A 19,517-nucleotide genomic window follows, 5' to 3' on the forward strand; every position below is an offset into this window, starting at 1 on the left:
TTATCTCTCATATGCACATTACTTTTTTCTAGTTTATATATAAAAAATCGATTCCCTGTAGCGTGGGAATCGATTTCTTTTATTGTTTTATTTCATAGTAATCCTCAAATGTTATTGGTGAATGCGCAAGAAAACTCCATTTCCTGCCGGATCTTCTGTCACAAAATGTTCTGCTGCTGATTCAACAGTTGCACCAAGCTCTTTGATCCTCTCGATCGCCGCATCTAATGTCGATTGCTCAGGATATACAAGTGTGAACGCTTCGAGTCCGGCACTTTCTTTGGACGGACGAGGCGCGCCTGCCCCGTTCCAAGTATTCATTCCAATATGATGATGGTATTTACCTGTAGACATGAACAATGCTTGTGGATAAGGAGTAACTACTTCAAATCCAAGCGCTTCGTAGTAAGCTTGCGATTCAGCGAGATTCGCAACGTGCAAATGGACGTGTCCCATGACTGTGCCCACAGGCAGACCATCCCATTCTTCATTTCCACTTGCTTCAACAACCGCTCTTGCATCAAGCGGGTCTGTGCTCATTCCAACAAAACCGTCCTGCCATGTCCATGCTTCCGGTTCCCGGTCGCGGTAAATTTCAATTCCGTTTCCATCAGGATCTGATAAGTATAGCGCTTCGCTCACGAGGTGATCGGAAGCTCCAAGACGCACTTCGTTCCTTGAAAAATGTTTGATTGCTTTTCCGAGATCTGCACGCGTCGGCAGCAATAGGGCAAAATGGTAAAGACCTGTACGTCTTGCCTCTTTCGAAAAAATATGCTCCGGTTGTTCGAGGACAAGCAATGGTTTTTGACCATCTGCTGTTAATACAACTCGGTTATCCCCTTTTTCGAGTATGCGGAATCCGATAGTTTCCGTATAAAAACTTGTTAGTTTGTCTAGGTCCGTCACTTTCAAAACGACTTCCCCTGTATATATATGTGGTGGTTGATGAAATTTCATATTTATACCTCCTGGTAAGTAAATTACTTTATGTAACTAACTTTATATGTTATACTATACTTTGTCAACAACTATTGATTTTTATACGAAAGGATTTTGGCATATGAATGAATTCGAGCTTTGTCCTCGCTTCGAAAAAGCCGTGTCTATATTGAGCCAAAGGTGGACCGCTTTGATTTTATATCAGCTCATGTCCGGTCCACAGCGTTTCTGCACGATGACTGAAAAATTGGGAGTGAGCGGGAAAACATTGACAGAACGGTTAAAGGATTTGGAGCAGCGTGGCTTCGTCGTTCGTGAAGTATTCCCTGAAACGCCAGTCCGTATTGAGTACTCTTTGACGGAGAAAGGGAAATCATTGACGCCGATCATGAAAGAGATTGAAGAGTGGTCGAAGGAATGGGTTACAATCGAGGAATAGGATAATTTTCAACGAAAAGCGGTTGCTCAACTGAACTGAGCAACCGGCTATTCATCTATGGATTTTTACCGTAGTTCCTAGCAACACGAGGGATGACAGCTCAAAGACATCTTTGTTATGCATTCGGATGCATCCATGCGACACATTTTTCCCGATGGATGAAGGATTATTGGTCCCATGGATTCCATAATGAGGTTTAGATAGCCCCATCCAAAATGCACCGAACGGTCCTCCTGGATTCAGCTGTTTATTAATAATCCTAAATGTCCCCTGTGGTGTAGACGTCAACATCTTCCCTACGGCGATCGGATACTTTTTCAGTAGTTTCTTTCCTTCATACAGCTTTAATTCGTGTTTACTGATAGAAACATCAACCCAACGCATCAGCTTCCCGCCTTAATAAAAAGATTTGTTCTTATAAGATACTTGCGGGAAACCGTATGCTTTGGGCGCTTGAGAGCTTACATTGGACGTGGGAAGGGCAGCTTTGGACGTCTTCATGCGAACTTTGGTCGCAGGGGGATTCCCTTTGGACGCATAGATAGCTGCTTTGGACGCATAGATGACTACTTTGGTCGCGAAACGACTTGTTTTGGACGCCCCGCCAATTTCATCTTACTTCTCCTTTAGAAAAGGTTGATAAGAATCCTTGAATTTGTGCAGATGATTTCAAATAATGGACCGTTTTTCCTTCATTTGCGTAACGCTGCATTCGTTCAAGCATTTTCCTCTTTCGCCTACCGTACGTAGTTAAGATGAATTTGATGAATGCCCAATCTATTTTTTCAGGGCAACCTTCCGTCAGATCTTCTCGAGTTTTTCCGTGATATTGAATCCGTCGTTTGACGACCCGATAAAGACAGACTCGCAATGGAAGTTCCAAGTAGATGACCGTGTCAGCATGCGGTTCCCTAATATCAATAGTAGATGTGTAATTGCCTTCGATTATCCATTGATCCCGTTTGACAATTTCCCGTTGTGCCGATGAAAATTCTTCAGCCGGCGCTTCGACCCAGCCAGATTTCCAATACAATCGGTCAAGATGAGTGACCCCAATTTTGGTCAACTTCCCTAACGCGCGTGCGAACGTAGACTTTCCTACTCCTGCTGAAACGCCAATGACCATGACTCGGTTCATTCCACCATTCCTCGCAATTGGGATACCCATTCATTGTCTGGGACATGAATCTTCAGTGAATGCTGTAACCATTGCTGATCTTCTTCACTTAGCAAGTCCTTCACAGCATGAAAATCAGCGTGATCCTTCTCTTGCGGATTTTTCGATTTATATAGAAGAACGACTGCCGGATGCAAATAAGGAATGCCTTCCTTGGAAGTTAACAATAGTGTTGAGCTGGGGAAAGCAATTGCCGGATTTCGTCTAAATATCCATTGGTCATTTTCTACTTCGTTCAATAGTACTTCCAAGTGCTCCCCTGTTCGGTTAACGCCGTGCAATTCATGGATCGGCAGTTTCAATGTCTCCGATCCCCACTCCAAGAGCTTCCCTTTCACCGCTTTTTGAAAGGACCAATCGGCTAATGCCCCACGCATCTCATGTTGATCTTCCCGAAGGATGGCAATTTCGATATCGGAATGGTCTCGGGTTTGGCCCCCCACAAACAGATCAATTGCCCAACCGCCCGCAATTCCCCAAGGACGTTTATAGCCACTCATCCACTCTGCTACTTTTCGACATGAGCGCAACATTTTCATCCCCCTCATAAATTAACGCGAAAAAAGGAGCGACACAGTCACTCCTCGTAAACCTCATTTTATCTGAACACCGATATTATTTCAAACTATTTTTACAATTTCCCGATAAAGCTTAAACTTTCAACATCTTGGGAATCAAATGCCCCATCCAATATAGCCTGCACATCTTTCAAAGTATCCTGAAGACTAACGGATTTTCCCTTTTGCCCCGTGAACTCTTCCGCTACATAGAACGGCTGAGTCAAATACGATTCCAAACGTTCTCCTCTTTTATACGTTTGCGCTTCGGAAGCCGGCAGCTTCTCTTCCCCGCCTACAGCAACAAGTGAACGCAATTCCCGGTAACGCCGTAAAAGCTTTTGTGCTCTCTGTTGAATGAAGAAATGGTTTTGATCCATATGTGAGCCTTCCAGTACAGATGAAGTGGAAGCAATCGGGTTCACTGCCGGATATCGGTGCCTTGCCGCCAAATCGGCGTCGAACTGCCAAAGCGTTTCAAGTGGGCCGTATGGAAGCTCCTCGTCCACTGCCTCTCCCGTTAAATCCAATAGGAACGTAGTGACAGCTTCCATTCCGATTTGCTGCAAGCGCTCTTGCAACTCATAAATTCCACCAGCTACTACATGACTTTTGTCTGCTGCAAACGCAATTTCCTTTTCAAGGCCGAGAGCTGCCATTCTCTCATACGTTTCGTCAATAGTTTTCGTCGTCACGTCTACATTCTCCAATATATCTTCCAACTCAGGATAATTCCCCTCGGGCATTAACAGGAATGTCGTATAGCCCTCGCTCTTTAGCCGATAAAATAATTCACTCATTACAACAAGTTGACCCATTTGTTTCCGTGCAACCAGTCCGACTGTCCCGCCTTTCGCTAATGGTGCAAATAAATCCAATGCTTTAATTTTCGTTTCAATCATTTCAATCTTCTCCCCCCGAATTATCAATTCATCCAAACTGCACTCCGCCAAATCCGCAAGTGCCACAAGCGTTCTTACTTCCGACTTCCCCACAGAAATCTTCCCTGTACACAAATTCGAAACGGTTGCTGGCCGAAGACCGACTGCTTTGGCGGCGCTCGTCAAGTTCGGCACTTTTCTCCTCAATAATGAAACATTTAATCGAAGATTGTCTCTTTCCATATTTTTCACCCCTTACTTTGTATAGTAATTTATTTTACACCCTAAAGCAACAATAAATTACTCTTCAACGTAATTTATTTTTCAAACAAGAAGAGATCTACTGAATTCCTTTTAAGTGGATAGAAATCACGAAGTAGGGAATCTTAACTATGATCCAAAAACCAATGTGAGGAAGGTGACGTTTTTATGAATAAGATGGCAATAGCGGCATTAGGAATTGGAGCGGCGTTTCTCATGAGGAATAAAAATGTCCGAGGAAAGCTGATGAAGCAGTTCGAATCGCTCGCAGAACCATTCACCTCAAAAAATGGATCAATGCGTTCATAAAAATCTTTCTCACGGGAAAATCGGCATCCTTTTGGATGTCGTTTTTTTAATACTGATAATGGAGCTAAAAAACTCGTAGTTTAGGCTCTTTCAAATCGGGAAAGTAGACTATAAGCAAAAAATTAGGAGGTAACGATTATGAAAAATAAAATGGCAATCGCCGCTCTCGGTTTAGGTGCAGCGTATTTAATGAGAAACAAGGATGCGAGAAGCAAACTATCTAAGCAATTTGAGTCATTCGGATCTACACCGATGAGAGGCGATAAAAGCTCCCGCACTTCCACGACCACTTCCAATGGTCGGAACAAAGGATTACTGGGCGGTCTTTTCAGCTAAATCGAGTAAAACACTAAAAGGAGAGGGCGCATTTACGAGTGCGGCCTCTCCTTTTTGCCGAAAATAATTATTCATTAACTGCGACATGACGTCTTTCCATGTAGAGAACGATGAAAATGCTAGCCTCATACAACAAGATCATCGGAATGAGGACGATAAGTTGGCTGACGAAGTCGGGCGGTGTAATCAGCGCGGAGACGACGGCCAAGGTCAAGTATGACCACTTCCTCACTTTTCGCAAAGTATCAGCTGTCAATACACCGATTGCGGCTAAAAACATGGCGACGATCGGCAGCTCGAACAAGAGGCCGATCGGCATCGTTGTCATTAGCAGAAATTTGGCGTATTCCTGGGCTGACACCATCACATTGAAGTTCATCGCTCCTAGTGATATGAGGAAGCTATAGCTCAACGGATTGACGACAAAGTAGCCGAACGCCAAACCACCTAGAAACAAGAAGAACATGATGGGTGAATAGAGACTTAAAAACTGTGTCTCCTTCGGGTTAAGACCCGGCTTAACGAATTGCCACAAAAAGTGGCAAAGAAACGGCAGCGACAGACCAAATGCTAATGCGGTCGAGATGGACATGTAAAAGACGACAACTTCCATCGGTCCAAGGACTATCAACTCATGCCCTCTTGTAACAATAGGAAACCATAGATTGACTGTCGCGAATACACCGATAAAAAAAGTTGCAAATATGACTGCACTTTTAATGAGCTGTTTGCGCAAATCAGTGAGATGTTCGACTAGCGGAGGATCTCCACTTATCGTTTCCTCTGCTTTCATTGCCGCCATCTCTTTTGTAGTCTCGGCTTCGACCACAACCACTTTCTCCGTTTCTCCTTCACCAACTAACTGATTTTGTTCCGTCCTATTCTTTTTATCAAGCGGGCTAAGAATTTTCCGCTGGTGATCACCATAAGGATCCATGTCTCCACCTACTTATGAATGATCCGTTTTATTCGAAGGTTCCTTTTTGACTTCCTCATCATCCAAAATGTCGCGTGCGGACTTTTTGAACTCTGCCAACGTCTTGCCTACTGCTGACCCGACTTCCGGTAGTTTGCGCGGTCCGAATAGGATGAGGACAATGACTAAGATGATAATTAACCCCGGTACGCCGATACTCGCTAAACTCATAGCGAAATTCTCCCTTTCTTAAACGAGAGAGCCTCCCGTTTTGCTGTATTTCTGTATGGCTTCTGCTGTGCGATATGCTAATGCTCCGATTGTGCCTGTCGGGTTATAACCGCCATTATGCGGGAAGTTCCCCGCTCCGACGACAAACAGATTTTCCGCATCCCAATGTTGCAAATATGTGTTAACAACACTGTTTGCGGGATCCGAACCCATAATTGTTCCACCCGTATTATGTGTCGTTTGGTAAGGAACTATGTCATAGTCAGAAATCGGGTTTCCAGGAACTACAGTTTTCGCACCCATCTCTTTCATAATTTCCGCAATCCTGTCTGTAAGGTACTTATGCATATTCCGATCCTGCTCGGTGAAATTGTACGTCAGCTGCAATAGCGGCACACCGTATGCATCCTTATAGTCAGGGTCAAGCGACATGTAGTTTTCTTTATGTGGCATGGAAGCTCCTTGGCCGCCAATCGATAACATGCGAGTAAAATTCTCAATTGAAGCCTTTTTAAATTCAGCTCCCCAAGCTGGTACGTCCGGCGGAACAGGGTTTGTCTGAATCGGTCTATAACCTGTTTGCGTAAGTGAAATGCTCGCCCCATGGATAAAATCAAGATCCGAATGGTCAAAGCTGTCGCCATTGAAGTCATCAATCGTCATGCCCAAAGCTCCTGCACCCATGAACACATTCATCTGTTCATCGAAAAATCCAGTCACGCCCGGCAAAATTTGATAGCCATAGTTTTTGCCTAAAGTTCCTCTTCCCGTCTCGGGATTATATTGTTCACCAATTTTTGATACCATAAGCAATTTTGCATTATTCATCACATAGCTTGTCAAGACGACGACATCAGCAGGTTGGATGAACTCCTCACCGGATTGCGTATCCACATACCTGACTCCAGTCACTTTATTGCCAGATTTCAGGACTTCAACGACGTTGGCGTGGAATGTCACATCGAAGTTTCCTGTTTTCATTGCTGTCGGTACTACAGTAATTTCAGGTGATGTTTTTGCCCCATATTCACAGCCGAACCGTTCACAAAACCCACAATATTGGCAAGCAGCAATTGTCTCGCCGTCCGGGTTTTCGTATGCCTCTGAGAGGTTTGCTGAAGGCAGCATGTATGGATGATAGCCCAAGGATGAAGCGGCAGTTTCAAACTTTTTCAGAATCGGAGTCTTTTTCATCGGAGGGGTCGGAAATTCATTCGAACGTTTACCCGCAAAAGGATTTGTATTTTCTCCCGATATGCCTGCCGTCTTTTCAAATTTATCGAAATATGGCTCCAATTCGTCGTATGTGACGCCCCAATCCTGCAGCAAGTAATCTGATGAAAGTTTGTTTTTCCCGTATTTTTGCTCGGTCATTGTCTTAATTTGAAAATCGTACGGCAAGAAGCGAAACGTATGGCCATTCCAGTGCGTTCCAGCACCACCGAGATTTTCACCAAGGAGGAATGAACCCAACTGCCGCATCGGGAGCGCGCGCATTTTGCGGTGATTACGGAATGTGATGGTCTCCTTCGACAAATCTTGCATCAACTCATAGCGGATTGCATAACGATATTCGTCATGTATCATTTGATAATCAGCCGTGCTCCGCGGTTTCCCTCTTTCCAAACCGCGTACTTTCATTCCCGCCTTCGCACATTCAGCTGCGATGATGCCTCCCATCCAACCGACTCCGACTGTTACGACATTCACTTTATCCAATGTTTTTGCCACTTGTTATCCCTCCGTCAGTGTTGCATCGTACTAATTGATTTTGGTTCGATCTTTTGAAACTTTTCATCTTCAATCATATTGATATACGCAAATTGGTGGCCTGGGAATCCTTTCATCCTCCAGCCGTCCATATTGTTGTTTCCGTTGTAGATCGGGTCAGCATATGCCCCTTCCAATGTCGCTTGCCGAAGAACACGGAAAAAGAATTCAGATGAAACGCCCTTCATCTCCACTTCATTTTTTTGGAATGCAGTGAGGATCTCATCCATTTGACCTCCATCCAGCTCAACAAACGGCTTTTGATAGCGTTTTTGTGCCTCTTCCTCAAACTTGGCAATTCCTTGTCTGAACATCTCGGCACGCGTCAGCCTGCTCTGGTAGCCTTGTGTCGCTTCTCCAGCAAAAAACGGGCCTTGCATATATTCCCGTGTATTGTTGCCATAACTTCCTGCCAATTGGTTGTCTATGAAATAGGGCACGCCAAGTCCGATAGCTCCCGGTCCGAGATCATCCTCCGGGAATATTCGCTCAACAGCCTGGGAAAGCACATTGAAATCAGCATGATTCGTAAAGAACATTAAGCCTTTGACCGATGTTACATCGTGATTTTCCGCATTCTGCGTTCCGCTTTTCGTTTTTGCGCCGTCTTTATTGACGTTGTAACCAACAAGACCTCCAATCAATCCTCCCCCTACCAATGCTCCAGTGGCGATTCCTGTCGTTTTTAGGAAATCGCGTCTCGACAAACCTTTTTGTTCTTCAGCCATATTGTTTCCTCCTCCCTGTATATGTCATCTAGCATGTCCGTCTTCTTATGTGTTTCATACAAGTTGAGCAATAATTATCCAATTACGATATATTGTTTAAAACAAATCTTTTGGAAGGAGGTTTTTCTAATGAAGCGTTTATTATTTGTTTTCATGTTGATCATATTGGCGGGGTGTTCAATGAACAAACAAACGACTACCTCTACCACTCTTACACAGCAACTTGCTACAAAATTAGAATCCCCTTGGTCCATTGATTCAGACGGCGATCGTTTTTTCATTACAGAACGGAATGGGACGATTGTGAAGGTTGAGGCGGATGGCAGTATGATACGTGAAGAAGTGCATCTCTCCGAACCGCTTTCGGATGCCGCAGAGGCTGGGTTGCTCGGTTTTGTTCTTCAGGATGATTTTGATGAATCTGGACTCGCCTATGCGTACTACACGTACGACTCTGCGGGAGCTCCTATCAATCGGATTGTCAGGTTGCAGTATGAGGAAGGGGAGTGGAGGGAGACGGACATCCTCTTGGACGGAATCGAGTCGGGACCAGTCCATCATGGAGGGAGACTTGCCATGTCACCGGAAGGAACTTTATTTGCCACGATTGGTGACGGAGCAACTCCTGAAAATGCACAAAATCCCGAATTACCCAACGGAAAAATTGTAAAAATACAAAAAGATGGTAGTTTCAACATTGTTAGCATGGGGCATCGGAATCCACAAGGACTCGCCTGGAATTCGGAAGGTGAACTTTATTCCTCAGAGCATGGACAATCAGCAAATGATGAGATAAACAAGATTGTGCAAGGCGGGAATTATGGTTGGCCGGAAATTGAAGGAAATGAAAGTAAGGAAGGCATGTATTCCCCTCTGCTTACTTCGGGGGCGAACGAAACTTGGGCCCCATCAGGGATGACATTTCACGACGGTTTGCTTTATGTCGCTGCGCTACGGGGGAAAGCAATATTGGTGATCGATCCCGATCGTATGGAAATTATAGACAAAATCGATGGATACGGTCGGATTCGAGACATCTATTCCGACGGTGAATCGCTGTTCTTCATTACAAATAACACGGATGGCCGTGGGAATCCAACCGAATCGGATGACATTTTCTATAAAATCGGCTCGCACGAGATGACGGTTATTTTAGAATAAGCGTAAATAGTTCTTAAATTTTTCTGAAATATTCCGATATAAATAATAAGAAGAAAGGAGGATATAATTGCTCGGTAATTGGAATGCGATGGGGTTGAATATCCTTCGCAATATGACTATGCATAATAATCAAGTTATGCGGTCGATGGAAAGGCTCTCTTCCGGTATGCGCATCAACAGAGCCGCAGATGATCCCGCTGGTTTGGCTATTTCTGAAAAGATGCGCGCTCAAATTCGCGGACTGCAAGTGGCACAGCGTAATATCCAAGATAGTATTTCATTGTTTCAGACGGCGGAAGGCGCGTTGAATGAATCTCACGCTATGCTTCAACGCATGCGGGAACTAAGTGTTCAGGCAGCAAACGACACATTGACGGAAGCTGATCGTGAGTTGCTCAATCAGGAATTCCAGGAGCTTAAAAAAGAGATTCAACGCACATCGACAGATACGGAATTCAATACGAGAAAGTTGCTTGATGGGTCGAGTTCTTCATTCAAAACACAAGCAGGAGCGAATGCTGGACAATCGATCGAATTTTCTATTGGTAATATGGGTATTGACGCTCTTTCACTGACGAATGCTTCTATCGCCACCCGGGAGGATGCCGACAAAGCAATAGCTTCAGTGGATAAAGCCATTCAGACCGTCTCATCCGAACGTTCCAAAATGGGCGCTTATGTGAATCGGTTGGAACACAGCTATAATAATGCACTTACAATGGAAGAAAATCTGACTGCTGCCGAGTCACGAATTAGGGATGTTGATATCGCTAAAGAAATGATGGCGCTGACGAAAGCAAATATTCTTCTGCAAGCTAGCCAGTATATCCTCTCCTTGCATATGCAACAGGCTCAATCCGTCCTTCAGCTGCTGAAACACTCGTAACAGGCTGTCCGATAAGAAACTTCAACTTTCAGACAGCCTGTTCTTCACTTCTCAAATCCTAAAATAGGAACGCAGTCTTCCAAGATGGTGACTTCTTCTATCGGAAGATCAATTCGAAATTCATTTTTGCCATAAGGGCTGACTGCAACTTTCTTTTGAGCAAACGGATTATTCGTCACAAGCATCGCCATGCCGCTCTCCTGCTCATAACTCTCCAAAGCAAAGCGATAACCTGATAGGATCGCATAGGGAAACACTTCATAAGCGTCTGCCAATTCATCAGTGCTAACTTCCTTGAAAAAATGTCCGTTCGCATCCATTTCGACAAACCCTATTTCCTTATCTTTCGGATTATCGGATTGCAAATAATATGTGCGTCGTTGGGATACGATGGGATATTCTTTACCGTTCCAAACCGCAAAACGACCTTTTCTTATCATTCCATCTCCTCCAAGAAATGCTATGTATGCCTCTATTATATAAAGCCAGGAAATATGGGGACAGGTAAGTTTAACCAAATTTTCGACATAATTCACAAGGACTTTACACTCTTGTCAGGTTAAAATTTCGTGTCATTCCTCTCTTTACGTTTGCCTTTTTCCCTATCGGGTATTTAAAAACTACTACTCTTTAAGGAGGTTTTTATTATGAAAGACAACAACTATTCAGACAAGATCAAAGGTACTGTCAATAAGGTCAAAGGTGAAGTAAAAGACCAATATGGTAATGCGACGGATGATGCAATGCTGCAGGCGGAAGGCAAATTGGACAAATTGAAAGGTGAAGCACAACAAGAAGTCGGCGAATTCAAGGATCGTTTTGGCAATTACAAGAATCAGAAGCGTTAAAAGGTATCATGGAGGCTGCCTTCCTAATCTGGAAGACAGCCTTCCTTCATTATAAATTGTCGGTGTTGATTCGTGGAACAGAGTCTCCATACTCATCTTTCGGCTCTACTATATCATCAGCGGGCACCATAGTTTCCCTATCGATCATTGTTGCTCTTATATCTCTTTCTGTGTCCTTGACTTCTCCACTTCCACGTCCCTCAATCGATACATCTGGTTCGACATTATCGACAAAAATCGCGATGCCTCCATCTTTCATTTCATTATAAATGGTTTCTGCTTCCTGTTTAGAGAAGCCCATCTCTTCGAATAATCTTTGCTGCTTCGGCTGATCGTCAATAAACATCCCCTTGAACCGATCAAGAAAGTTCTCTTCTTCCCTCCCGTCCAAGGCGACAAACGTTTGCCTGCGCAATTGTGCTAAATCGTCATCCGTATTTGCGACGGCGTGTATTTGGTCTTCTGAATAGCCTTGAGAGGTCAGTTCTGTAATCTTATACAATGCCGCGTCAATTTTGTTCAACGTACCAACGTATCTTTTCTCCAAATTAAACACTCCTTTTTTCCTTTGTTTTCATTACTCTACCCTTAGAATCCACGGGAAACACCTTTCTATGAAATATGCGCCATGTTTAGTCTCAATGAATCGCGTGAATAGAATAAGAACAGAAAGGAAGTGCTTTCATTGGATAAGAAAAAACCTTTTACTTCAGAGGATCGGAAAGACGCCAAAGGCTCATTCATGGACAATCCGGAAAACTTGCCGACTGACAAGGAAAGCATCTACGATATGCACGAGGATATGCAAAATGTCGATCCAATTCCATTAGAGGATGTAAGATTGGAAGAATATGAGGAAGAACATCACCATAAAACAAAAAGCAGTTCGTCCAGCGAAGAAAAATATAAATAAACACAAAAAGTAGAGGTGGAATCTGTGAAATTCCAATCCTCTACTTTTGTCGTCACCTGTCGATATTCCCCGGGAAATGTCAGTAAACTTCAATTATACCCTGTCTAATTCCTGTTATACTAATGTCTTTGCTGCATTCTTTTTCGACATATACATCCCAAAAAGGATCAACAAAATGATAAGGGCAACCGTCAACCCTACACTCATCCAATAGGCTGATTGATCTCCAGATGCGCTGAATGCATATGATGCATATGTGCTCAACTTCCAAGGAGTCACTGTCCAATATGCGCCGACGACTCCGTCGATGATTTGGAAAACGAGCAGGACTAAGATAGATAGCCCGGCAACCCCTCCCGTAGACGTCCAAGCACTGAATGCAAGAACGACTGTCACAGCGAAAACCAACCACAAACTATATGTCCCTAAAAACGTAAAGACTTCCCCTGCCGACACTGAATTGAATAAAATTTGAATATAGTACCACGCCGCGAAAAAACCTAACCAAACGCTAGCTAATACAATTGCATTGACGACTACCCATTTACTAAGGAAATATTGTCCAAACGACATTGGACGCACGTATAGAAGCGTTGCCGTACCGGATTTTCGCTCACCTGAAATGGAACCCATGAAAGCGAGGATGATAACAAGGATGCCGATCGTCTGGTATTGGCTCATCAATGAGACGAAAATATCTTCCCCTCGGAATTCCGGCCATGCAAAATTTGTCCCTTCCGGCAAGTTGCCGACACTCTTCATAATTTCAGGAAGGAAATGATTCGTGATCGGCTCGAGCACTCCAAAGATGACAAACACGATTGGAATCCAATACAGCTTGAAATTACGGACATTTTCACGCCATTCCTTGCGTAGCAATACATTGAAGCTGCTCATTCCCCCATCACCACTTTCATGAAGATTTCTTCCAAGCTTGCCGTTTGCAATTCCACCTTCCGAATATGAAGGGTTTCTGCATGCAGTAATGCGATAACTTCAGACGTACCTATCTCTTCCTTCAAAGCATCAATGGACACTTGCTTCTTTTCCGCTTTAACTTTCCATGGTGACAATGCAGTAAACCGTTCTGCTTCTTCGACTGATCCAAACTCGATAAGAATACGTGGGTTGGCGTATTTCTCTCGGATGGAATCCAGCGATCCATTTTCGACAAGGACACCTTTCCGAAGGAATAGCAGCTGGTCTGTCATTTCTTCTGCATCGTTCAAAATATGGGTTGAGTATAAAATTGTCGTTTTCTGTTGGAGTTCCTTCAACAAGTTCATCACTTGCCTTCGTCCAACAGGGTCAAGAGCTGATACTGGCTCATCTAACAGGAGCAGCTCAGGTCCATGGACAATCGCCTGTGCCAATCCAAGCCGTTGCTTCATCCCTCCAGAAAACGTTCCAGTTCTTTTCTTCATAGCATCTCCAAGGCCGACAAACTCGAGCGTCTTCTTCGCTTCCGCCAATGCTTGCCTTTTTTCAACTCCGCTCAACACGGCAGCCATCTCCGTGAATTCCAGGGCAGTCAACCAAGGAAAGAACTTTGGATATTGAGGTAGGTAGCCGATGGAAGACCGTATATCCGACTTCGTCTGCCCCCTGAATAAAATCGAACCACTTGTTGGCGTAACAAGTCCAGCAAGCATGGAAAGCGTCGTCGTCTTTCCCGCCCCATTCGGACCGATCAATGCTGTTGAAGTTCCTGCCTCCAATTCGAATGAAATCGATTCTGCAGCTTTATGACTTCCATATATCTTTGTTAGATCATTCACTTGCAGCAATTGCGTCATTCTTGCCGCCTCCCAAAAATGAAGTACAAAATTGATCCGATAATGTTCCCTAGCAATATAATGAAAATCCACATGATGAACGGTCCATTCGTCCGCCGATGCCTTATGACATCAACTAGAGCGACAACCATCAAGATCAATTGAAGTACAAGTATCGGCAAAATAAGATTCCAAGGTATGTTTTCAAGCTCAGACATGAATGTCACAACCTCTCCCTTTGTTATACACTAAGTATAACACCACTGTTATACATTGTACATAACAAAATCCGATTATTTTTTGAAGATCCCGTTTTGACTAACTAGATGTGACGAATATCACAGCAAGCCGTGTTCCCTTCTCTTATGATGGTGGGGAAAGAAATCCTTCTCATCTTATGAATCAAAAAGTCACAACTATAAAATAGGAGTGCTATTTATGAACCTTTTATTCAAGGATCGAAAAATTCAACATGGAAGGGACTATAATAAGTATCCTTTCATCGTCATTTGGGAAGTGACTCGTGCTTGCGCCTTAAAATGCTTGCATTGCCGTGCTGAAGCACAATACAAACCAAATCCATGGCAATTGTCGTTTGAAGAGGGGAAAAAGCTGATTGATGAAATCGCATTAATGGATAATCCGTTATTTGTGTTTACTGGCGGCGATCCTTTAATGAGACCTGACTTGTTTGAACTCGCCAAGTATGCAATCGAAGAAAAAAACCTTCCAGTATCGATGACGCCTAGCGCCACACCAAAAGTGACACGTGAAGCAATTCGTAAAGCGAAGGAGGTCGGATTATCGCGCTGGGCTTTCAGTTTGGACGGCTCCTGCGCAGAGATCCATGATCATTTCCGGGGAACAAAAGGTTCCTTTGATCGGACGATGAAAGGAATCGAGTATTTAAAAGAACTGAATATCCCGATACAAGTGAATACAACAATCTCTAATTACAATCTTCATGATCTCGAAGCAATTGCCGAAAAAGTGAAAGATATGGGAGCTGTTCTTTGGAGTACATTTTTCCTCGTACCGACAGGCCGAGGCCAAGAAAAAGATATGATCAGTGCTGATGAACATGAGAAGGTGATGAAATGGTTGTATCAAATACAACAAACAATGCCTTATGGAGTAAAAACGACCGAGGCTCCGCACTACCGGCGCGTATTCCTACAGGAAGAACAAAATGCAGAAAGTAAAATGGATGAGCGGGAACTAAAAAGGAAGGATGTATTGGGCAGAGCACCAAAACCTGTAAATGATGGAGATGGATTCGTCTTTATCAGCCATATCGGTGAAGTTTATCCAAGCGGCTTTTTACCCGTTTCTTGTGGAAATATTCGCGAGCAGTCACTCACAAATATCTATCAAAACTCTCCGATCATGCGGGAATTACGCGACAAATCTCTCTTGAAGGGCAAGTGCGGCGTTTGTGAATTCAATAAAGTGTGCGGGGGATCGAGGTCTCGAGCATATGCAATGACAGGTGATTACTTAGATAGCGACCCTTCTTGTTCCTATATTCCAAAAGCTCTTCGAGAAAATGAGCCTGAGGTGACAACATATGAATAATGGTCAAAAACATATTGTTGTCCTTGGCGGCGGAATTACAGGGCTAAGTGCCGCCTACTACGCTAGGAAATTGTCGGAGGAACGGAATACCCCGCTAACAATTCATATTATCGAAAAAAGCGGCGTATTGGGGGGAAGAATTCAAACAGTTAAAAAGGATGGCTTCATTATCGAAAAGGGGCCAGATTCTTTTTTATCCCGGAAACTACCAATCATTGAGTTGTCCAGAGAGCTTGGACTGGAGAATGAACTCGTCGGTACAAACCCCAAAGCTAGAGCTAATTATATATATTTGAACAAAAAGCTTCACCCTATGCCATTGGGACTCGTACTTGGAATCCCTACAAAGTTGACTCCATTTTTAAAAACTGGACTCATATCCCCCATGGGAAAAGCACGTGCCGCCATGGACATATTCATGCCAAGAAAAACGGGATCGGAAGATGAATCACTCGGACATTTTGTTGAACGACGTCTAGGGAAGGAAGTGCTGGAACATATTACAGAACCACTGCTTGGTGGAATTTATTCCGGGAATGCCCGAAAGATCAGTACGAAAGCCACATTTCCACACTTCTTGGCACTCGAACGCAAATATGGCAGTTTAATAAAAGGAATGCTGAAGGGTAAACAACCCTCCGGTGAAAGCCATCAATATCCCGAGATAGCAAAAAAAAGCATGTTCTTGACATATAGACACGGGATGCAATCGCTTATTAACCGATTGATAGAAACGATGAAGGACATTCATATGCTGACGGATTGCAGTGTCGAATCTATTTCAGCAACGAATCGCCAATATGACGTTCAACTAAGTACAGGAGAATCAATACGAGCAGACGGTCTCATCATGGCCGTTCCCTCTTCGGAGGCAGCAAAGCTGCTGCGGAACGAGCCGGGCACTACGTGGCTGCATAAGATCAACTACGTATCCGTTGCTAATATCGCAATCGCATATGACGCATCCACAATCCCTTATCCGCTCAACGGAACCGGATTTGTCATCCCCCGCAAAGAAGGAAAAGATCTCACTGCGTGTACATGGACCTCCTCGAAGTGGAGCCATTCCGCGCCGAAGGATAAAGTACTGCTGCGCTGTTACGTCGGAAATGAACAAGCGCAAGATTGGGTTGACTTGACGGACGATCAGTTGTTGCAAAAAGTCCAGTCCGATTTGAAAGAAATTATGGGCATTACCGCGAAACCGCTCTTTCATGAAGTGACAAGAGCCGTTAAAGCCATGCCGCAGTATCCCGTAAATCATGTCGAGGAGCTTGCAGCCGTTCGACAAGCATTGCAACGTACGATGCCAGGCGTTTTTCTTTGCGGAGCTGGTTATGAAGGTGTCGGGGTCCCGGATTGTATACTGCAAGGAAAACAGGTGGCAGGTGACGTATTGGATTATTTGAAATTCATATGAAATGTGTCTGTCCCCCCTGTTATTTCCTGTCCATGTTATACTATTGCGTGGACTGGAGGATGTATGATGAAACCTTGGATGTATCCGCTGTTCGTTATTCTTGGAGCGTGCAGTTATGGAATTCTTTCTACGATCATTAAATTGGCCATTGCGGATGGGTATACAGCACCCCAGGCCGTGACAAGCCAATACTATAGCGGCTTTCTATTAGCCGCACTCATTTATCTTGTTGTCCGTCGAAAGCTTCCAAAGTTCGGCGGTGGTTTTACGCTTGTAATTGCCGGTACACTAACAGCAATCACAGGAACAGTTTATGGGAAAGCCGTCAGTTTAATGCCCGCTTCCCTCGCTGTCGTCATGCTTTTCCAATTCACTTGGATTGGCATGCTTTTCGACTGCATCGCTCGACGACGCCTGCCGAAGCGAATTGAAGTCATTTCATTACTATTTTTATTCGGAGGGACAGTTTTTGCAGCAGGCGTGCTTGATGCAGATCTTAGCGGCATTCCGTGGCAAGGATGGGCTTGGGGAATGGCTGCGGCTGTCAGCTTCTCTGCATTCCTCATGGTGAATCAACGTCAAGTAGAGGGGATGGACATGCTGACAAGATTACTATTCATGTCCTTCTTCGCCGCCCTAGCTATCACTTTTTTCCAAGAGCCTCAGATTATCTGGGACGGTACATTGGTAAAAGGCTTATGGGTATACGGCTTGATTTTAGGAGTGTTCGGCATTATCTTGCCAATTCTTTTATTCTCTATCGGCATTCCAAAAGTGGGTACGGGAACGGCATCGATTCTTAGCGCGATCGAGCTGCCGGTTGCCGTCACTGTGTCGATGCTTTTATTGCATGAGCATATGACCCTTTTGCAACTGGGAGGCATTGTGATTATCTTAGTCGGCATGACATTGCCTAGCGTCGCCAACCGAAAAATACGATTAAAAAGCGCTTAAGGCTGTTTCCACATCACTTGGATAAGTGGTGTGGTTTTTTTATTGTGACGAAAACTTTTCGGCAATGCTGAGGGTATATATAGTGAGAGCGACAAATTCGGTTGTTCTGAAAGGAGTGTGCCGCGTGCAGCAGGAAAAGTGGGTTCAAAAATTACGGACAGGTGATCAGGCCGCTTTTCGGCAATTTTATGAAACATATGCAGGTGCGGCAATTCGGACGGCGAGCGCCATTACCCGCAATCGTGAAATGGCGAAGGACGCAGTGCAAGAAACATTCATCCGAGTATATCGCCAAATCGATAGCTTCAATCCCTCTTTGCCTTTCGATCCATGGTTTTATCGAATTTTGACGAATGAATGTCTTCGTTTACTGAAAAAAGAGTCCCCTCTTTCAAATATCGAGACAATTGAGAACGACCCTTCCCTTGCGGAGAATTCCTTCGATCAATTGGCGGAGCTTTACGATATCATTCAAGCATTGGACGACTCACACCGTATTCCGCTTATCTTGAAGTATATTAAAGGGTTTTCCGAAAAAGAGATTGCGGACATTTTAGAGTTGAATCAGAACACAGTCAAGTCGCGATTATTCAAAGGAAGAAAGCGGTTGAAGGAGCAGCTGGATTCTACTCGAGAGGAGGATATGCCGCGATGAGCAAATTTGACGAGCAGATAAAGAGGGAGCTTGAAAAACATACCGATGGAGACGTACATGAACTGAAAGACAGTATTTGGAATGAAATTAACAAGGAATTATTCGAAGGGGGACGGAAAGAAGTGAAACGGAAGAAGAGATGGATTCCCACATTGCTTATCGCAGCGGCGGCACTTGTTTTGGCATTCACCTTGCAGACCGAGCCCGGTTTGGCGTTAATGAAAGGTATCAAGGATATGTTCGCCCCTGAAAAGGAGATCATTCAAAGCATTGAGGGGCAGGACGAGCCGACAGAAGTCCATTTGAATGAAGGAAAAGATTCCGAGTATATCATTTATGTGGATGAGTCTCGTTATAAAATGATCAAAGGAGAAGAATCAGATGTCATTACGACAATTGAACCTCTCCCTGAGAAATATCCGGAAGTGAGCATGGAAATTAAACAATATCCTTCCGACAAGCCAGAAACGCTTGTGCAAGAGATTGAGGAGAAATTGAAAGTCGATTTCCCCGATTTGCGGGATATTGAAACCGTTTCGGAGCCGGTGGAAGGCTTTTGGTTGCACGGTCTTACCGAATCGACGTGGGACGGAAAAGTCATCGATGTGTACGTCATCAGCAACGGCAAAGATGGGAGCTTTGTCATTACCGAAAAGTATTTCCTTGAAGCTGCGGAAGGTCACGGCGCAAGGTTTTATCATATGCTGCAGAGCTTTGAAATTATCGATTGAACGGAGTTTTACAGTGTCAGCCTGATTGAAAACGCTTGCCAGCCTAGGCGCG

26 protein-coding genes are annotated in these 19,517 nt (G+C 44.2%); 12 read left to right on the forward strand and 14 right to left on the reverse strand.

Going from position 1 to position 19,517, the window contains the following annotated elements; genetic code table 11:
- Positions 1-111: 111 nt before the first annotated feature.
- Positions 112-960 carry a VOC family protein gene (locus ACR65H_RS02780; protein ID WP_440498534.1) on the reverse strand — a complete coding sequence of 283 codons (849 nt, stop codon included), beginning with the start codon at positions 958-960 and terminating at the stop codon, positions 112-114.
- A 103-nt stretch (positions 961-1,063) separates the two neighbouring features.
- Here ACR65H_RS02780 and ACR65H_RS02785 point away from each other — a divergent pair, with 103 nt between their 5' ends.
- Positions 1,064-1,381 (forward strand): winged helix-turn-helix transcriptional regulator, encoded by a 318-nt coding sequence (locus tag ACR65H_RS02785; RefSeq protein ID WP_440498535.1) that lies wholly within the window; start codon positions 1,064-1,066, stop codon positions 1,379-1,381.
- 51 nt (positions 1,382-1,432) lie between these two features.
- Here ACR65H_RS02785 and ACR65H_RS02790 read toward each other — a convergent pair whose 3' ends face one another.
- The 4 genes from ACR65H_RS02790 to ACR65H_RS02805 form a co-directional block, all read right to left on the reverse strand.
- Positions 1,433-1,768, reverse strand: coding sequence for a L,D-transpeptidase (locus ACR65H_RS02790; RefSeq protein WP_440498589.1), 336 nt, complete (start codon positions 1,766-1,768; stop codon positions 1,433-1,435).
- 223 nt (positions 1,769-1,991) lie between these two features.
- On the reverse strand, positions 1,992-2,519 hold the full coding sequence (locus ACR65H_RS02795; RefSeq protein ID WP_440498536.1) for a P-loop NTPase family protein: 528 nt from the start codon (positions 2,517-2,519) through the stop codon (positions 1,992-1,994).
- Positions 2,516-3,091: a nucleotidyltransferase domain-containing protein gene (locus ACR65H_RS02800; RefSeq protein ID WP_440498537.1), complete on the reverse strand. Its 576-nt coding sequence runs from the start codon at positions 3,089-3,091 to the stop codon at positions 2,516-2,518. The genes ACR65H_RS02795 and ACR65H_RS02800 overlap by 4 nt, the downstream gene beginning before the upstream one ends.
- A gap of 98 nt (positions 3,092-3,189) precedes the next feature.
- Positions 3,190-4,239: an ATP synthase beta subunit C-terminal domain-containing protein gene (locus tag ACR65H_RS02805; protein ID WP_440498538.1), complete on the reverse strand. Its 1,050-nt coding sequence runs from the start codon at positions 4,237-4,239 to the stop codon at positions 3,190-3,192.
- Positions 4,240-4,425: 186 nt separating this feature from the next.
- Between ACR65H_RS02805 and ACR65H_RS02810 the strand changes: the two genes are divergently transcribed.
- Positions 4,426-4,566, forward strand: a complete 141-nt coding sequence (locus tag ACR65H_RS02810; protein WP_440498539.1) for a hypothetical protein — start codon at positions 4,426-4,428, stop codon at positions 4,564-4,566.
- A 138-nt stretch (positions 4,567-4,704) separates the two neighbouring features.
- A complete protein-coding gene (locus ACR65H_RS02815; protein WP_440498540.1) occupies positions 4,705-4,902 on the forward strand; it encodes a hypothetical protein in 198 nt (65 codons plus the stop codon).
- A gap of 67 nt (positions 4,903-4,969) precedes the next feature.
- Here the strand turns inward: ACR65H_RS02815 and tatC are convergent, their stop codons facing one another.
- Genes tatC through ACR65H_RS02835 form a run of 4 tightly spaced genes read right to left on the reverse strand, consistent with a single transcriptional unit; the run spans position 4,970 to position 8,547 of the window.
- Positions 4,970-5,839, reverse strand: coding sequence for a twin-arginine translocase subunit TatC (gene tatC / locus ACR65H_RS02820; RefSeq protein ID WP_440498541.1), 870 nt, complete (start codon positions 5,837-5,839; stop codon positions 4,970-4,972).
- A gap of 12 nt (positions 5,840-5,851) precedes the next feature.
- Positions 5,852-6,049, reverse strand: coding sequence for a twin-arginine translocase TatA/TatE family subunit (gene tatA / locus ACR65H_RS02825; RefSeq protein WP_060205402.1), 198 nt, complete (start codon positions 6,047-6,049; stop codon positions 5,852-5,854).
- A gap of 18 nt (positions 6,050-6,067) precedes the next feature.
- Positions 6,068-7,780, reverse strand: a complete 1,713-nt coding sequence (locus ACR65H_RS02830; protein WP_440498542.1) for a GMC family oxidoreductase — start codon at positions 7,778-7,780, stop codon at positions 6,068-6,070.
- 14 nt (positions 7,781-7,794) lie between these two features.
- Positions 7,795-8,547, reverse strand: a complete 753-nt coding sequence (locus ACR65H_RS02835; protein WP_440498543.1) for a gluconate 2-dehydrogenase subunit 3 family protein — start codon at positions 8,545-8,547, stop codon at positions 7,795-7,797.
- 129 nt (positions 8,548-8,676) lie between these two features.
- Between ACR65H_RS02835 and ACR65H_RS02840 the strand changes: the two genes are divergently transcribed.
- Positions 8,677-9,708, forward strand: coding sequence for a PQQ-dependent sugar dehydrogenase (locus tag ACR65H_RS02840; protein WP_440498544.1), 1,032 nt, complete (start codon positions 8,677-8,679; stop codon positions 9,706-9,708).
- Between the two features lie 67 nt (positions 9,709-9,775).
- Positions 9,776-10,594 carry a flagellin N-terminal helical domain-containing protein gene (locus ACR65H_RS02845; protein WP_440498545.1) on the forward strand — a complete coding sequence of 273 codons (819 nt, stop codon included), beginning with the start codon at positions 9,776-9,778 and terminating at the stop codon, positions 10,592-10,594.
- 44 nt (positions 10,595-10,638) lie between these two features.
- Here ACR65H_RS02845 and ACR65H_RS02850 read toward each other — a convergent pair whose 3' ends face one another.
- Positions 10,639-11,034, reverse strand: a complete 396-nt coding sequence (locus tag ACR65H_RS02850; protein WP_440498546.1) for a UCP033725 family protein — start codon at positions 11,032-11,034, stop codon at positions 10,639-10,641.
- 207 nt (positions 11,035-11,241) lie between these two features.
- Here ACR65H_RS02850 and ACR65H_RS02855 point away from each other — a divergent pair, with 207 nt between their 5' ends.
- Positions 11,242-11,442: a CsbD family protein gene (locus ACR65H_RS02855; RefSeq protein WP_440498547.1), complete on the forward strand. Its 201-nt coding sequence runs from the start codon at positions 11,242-11,244 to the stop codon at positions 11,440-11,442.
- A gap of 49 nt (positions 11,443-11,491) precedes the next feature.
- Here the strand turns inward: ACR65H_RS02855 and ACR65H_RS02860 are convergent, their stop codons facing one another.
- Complete coding sequence (locus ACR65H_RS02860) at positions 11,492-11,989, reverse strand: general stress protein (protein WP_440498548.1); 498 nt, start codon at positions 11,987-11,989, stop codon at positions 11,492-11,494.
- 138 nt (positions 11,990-12,127) lie between these two features.
- Between ACR65H_RS02860 and ACR65H_RS02865 the strand changes: the two genes are divergently transcribed.
- On the forward strand, positions 12,128-12,355 hold the full coding sequence (locus ACR65H_RS02865; RefSeq protein WP_440498549.1) for a YczO family protein: 228 nt from the start codon (positions 12,128-12,130) through the stop codon (positions 12,353-12,355).
- 114 nt (positions 12,356-12,469) lie between these two features.
- Here the strand turns inward: ACR65H_RS02865 and ACR65H_RS02870 are convergent, their stop codons facing one another.
- Genes ACR65H_RS02870 through ACR65H_RS02880 form a run of 3 tightly spaced genes read right to left on the reverse strand, consistent with a single transcriptional unit; the run spans position 12,470 to position 14,348 of the window.
- Positions 12,470-13,252, reverse strand: a complete 783-nt coding sequence (locus ACR65H_RS02870) for an ABC transporter permease (RefSeq protein ID WP_440498550.1) — start codon at positions 13,250-13,252, stop codon at positions 12,470-12,472.
- Entirely contained in the window at positions 13,249-14,151 is a 903-nt protein-coding gene (locus tag ACR65H_RS02875) for an ABC transporter ATP-binding protein (RefSeq protein WP_440498551.1), read from the reverse strand. Before ACR65H_RS02875 ends, ACR65H_RS02870 begins: the two co-directional genes overlap by 4 nt.
- Positions 14,148-14,348 (reverse strand): PLD nuclease N-terminal domain-containing protein, encoded by a 201-nt coding sequence (locus ACR65H_RS02880; RefSeq protein WP_440498552.1) that lies wholly within the window; start codon positions 14,346-14,348, stop codon positions 14,148-14,150. Before ACR65H_RS02880 ends, ACR65H_RS02875 begins: the two co-directional genes overlap by 4 nt.
- Positions 14,349-14,568: 220 nt before the next feature.
- Here ACR65H_RS02880 and ACR65H_RS02885 point away from each other — a divergent pair, with 220 nt between their 5' ends.
- From ACR65H_RS02885 to ACR65H_RS02905, 5 genes are all read left to right on the forward strand, one after another.
- Positions 14,569-15,705: a TIGR04053 family radical SAM/SPASM domain-containing protein gene (locus ACR65H_RS02885; RefSeq protein ID WP_440498553.1), complete on the forward strand. Its 1,137-nt coding sequence runs from the start codon at positions 14,569-14,571 to the stop codon at positions 15,703-15,705.
- Complete coding sequence (hemG, locus tag ACR65H_RS02890; protein WP_440498554.1) at positions 15,698-17,125, forward strand: protoporphyrinogen oxidase; 1,428 nt, start codon at positions 15,698-15,700, stop codon at positions 17,123-17,125. Before ACR65H_RS02885 ends, hemG begins: the two co-directional genes overlap by 8 nt.
- Before the next feature lie 66 nt (positions 17,126-17,191).
- Entirely contained in the window at positions 17,192-18,079 is an 888-nt protein-coding gene (locus ACR65H_RS02895; protein ID WP_440498555.1) for an EamA family transporter, read from the forward strand.
- Positions 18,080-18,203: 124 nt separating this feature from the next.
- On the forward strand, positions 18,204-18,734 hold the full coding sequence (locus ACR65H_RS02900) for an RNA polymerase sigma factor (RefSeq protein WP_440498556.1): 531 nt from the start codon (positions 18,204-18,206) through the stop codon (positions 18,732-18,734).
- Positions 18,731-19,465, forward strand: a complete 735-nt coding sequence (locus ACR65H_RS02905; RefSeq protein ID WP_440498557.1) for a hypothetical protein — start codon at positions 18,731-18,733, stop codon at positions 19,463-19,465. The genes ACR65H_RS02900 and ACR65H_RS02905 overlap by 4 nt, the downstream gene beginning before the upstream one ends.
- The last annotated feature ends 52 nt before the right edge of the window (positions 19,466-19,517 follow it).

This window comes from Sporosarcina sp. SAFN-015 (assembly GCF_059415085.1).

Coding starts and splice junctions, on each gene's coding strand:
- hemG (WP_440498554.1), top strand. CDS start 15,698: ATGAATAATGGTCAAAAACATATTGTTGTCCTTGGCGGCGGAATTACA.
- ACR65H_RS02810 (WP_440498539.1), top strand. CDS start 4,426: ATGAATAAGATGGCAATAGCGGCATTAGGAATTGGAGCGGCGTTTCTC.
- ACR65H_RS02880 (WP_440498552.1), bottom strand. CDS start 14,348: ATGTCTGAGCTTGAAAACATACCTTGGAATCTTATTTTGCCGATACTT.
- ACR65H_RS02835 (WP_440498543.1), bottom strand. CDS start 8,547: ATGGCTGAAGAACAAAAAGGTTTGTCGAGACGCGATTTCCTAAAAACG.
- ACR65H_RS02840 (WP_440498544.1), top strand. CDS start 8,677: ATGAAGCGTTTATTATTTGTTTTCATGTTGATCATATTGGCGGGGTGT.
- ACR65H_RS02875 (WP_440498551.1), bottom strand. CDS start 14,151: ATGACGCAATTGCTGCAAGTGAATGATCTAACAAAGATATATGGAAGT.
- ACR65H_RS02795 (WP_440498536.1), bottom strand. CDS start 2,519: ATGAACCGAGTCATGGTCATTGGCGTTTCAGCAGGAGTAGGAAAGTCT.
- tatC (WP_440498541.1), bottom strand. CDS start 5,839: ATGGATCCTTATGGTGATCACCAGCGGAAAATTCTTAGCCCGCTTGAT.
- ACR65H_RS02905 (WP_440498557.1), top strand. CDS start 18,731: ATGAGCAAATTTGACGAGCAGATAAAGAGGGAGCTTGAAAAACATACC.
- ACR65H_RS02815 (WP_440498540.1), top strand. CDS start 4,705: ATGAAAAATAAAATGGCAATCGCCGCTCTCGGTTTAGGTGCAGCGTAT.
- tatA (WP_060205402.1), bottom strand. CDS start 6,049: ATGAGTTTAGCGAGTATCGGCGTACCGGGGTTAATTATCATCTTAGTC.
- ACR65H_RS02870 (WP_440498550.1), bottom strand. CDS start 13,252: ATGAGCAGCTTCAATGTATTGCTACGCAAGGAATGGCGTGAAAATGTC.
- ACR65H_RS02850 (WP_440498546.1), bottom strand. CDS start 11,034: ATGATAAGAAAAGGTCGTTTTGCGGTTTGGAACGGTAAAGAATATCCC.
- ACR65H_RS02785 (WP_440498535.1), top strand. CDS start 1,064: ATGAATGAATTCGAGCTTTGTCCTCGCTTCGAAAAAGCCGTGTCTATA.
- ACR65H_RS02895 (WP_440498555.1), top strand. CDS start 17,192: ATGAAACCTTGGATGTATCCGCTGTTCGTTATTCTTGGAGCGTGCAGT.
- ACR65H_RS02780 (WP_440498534.1), bottom strand. CDS start 960: ATGAAATTTCATCAACCACCACATATATATACAGGGGAAGTCGTTTTG.
- ACR65H_RS02855 (WP_440498547.1), top strand. CDS start 11,242: ATGAAAGACAACAACTATTCAGACAAGATCAAAGGTACTGTCAATAAG.
- ACR65H_RS02800 (WP_440498537.1), bottom strand. CDS start 3,091: ATGTTGCGCTCATGTCGAAAAGTAGCAGAGTGGATGAGTGGCTATAAA.
- ACR65H_RS02805 (WP_440498538.1), bottom strand. CDS start 4,239: ATGGAAAGAGACAATCTTCGATTAAATGTTTCATTATTGAGGAGAAAA.
- ACR65H_RS02885 (WP_440498553.1), top strand. CDS start 14,569: ATGAACCTTTTATTCAAGGATCGAAAAATTCAACATGGAAGGGACTAT.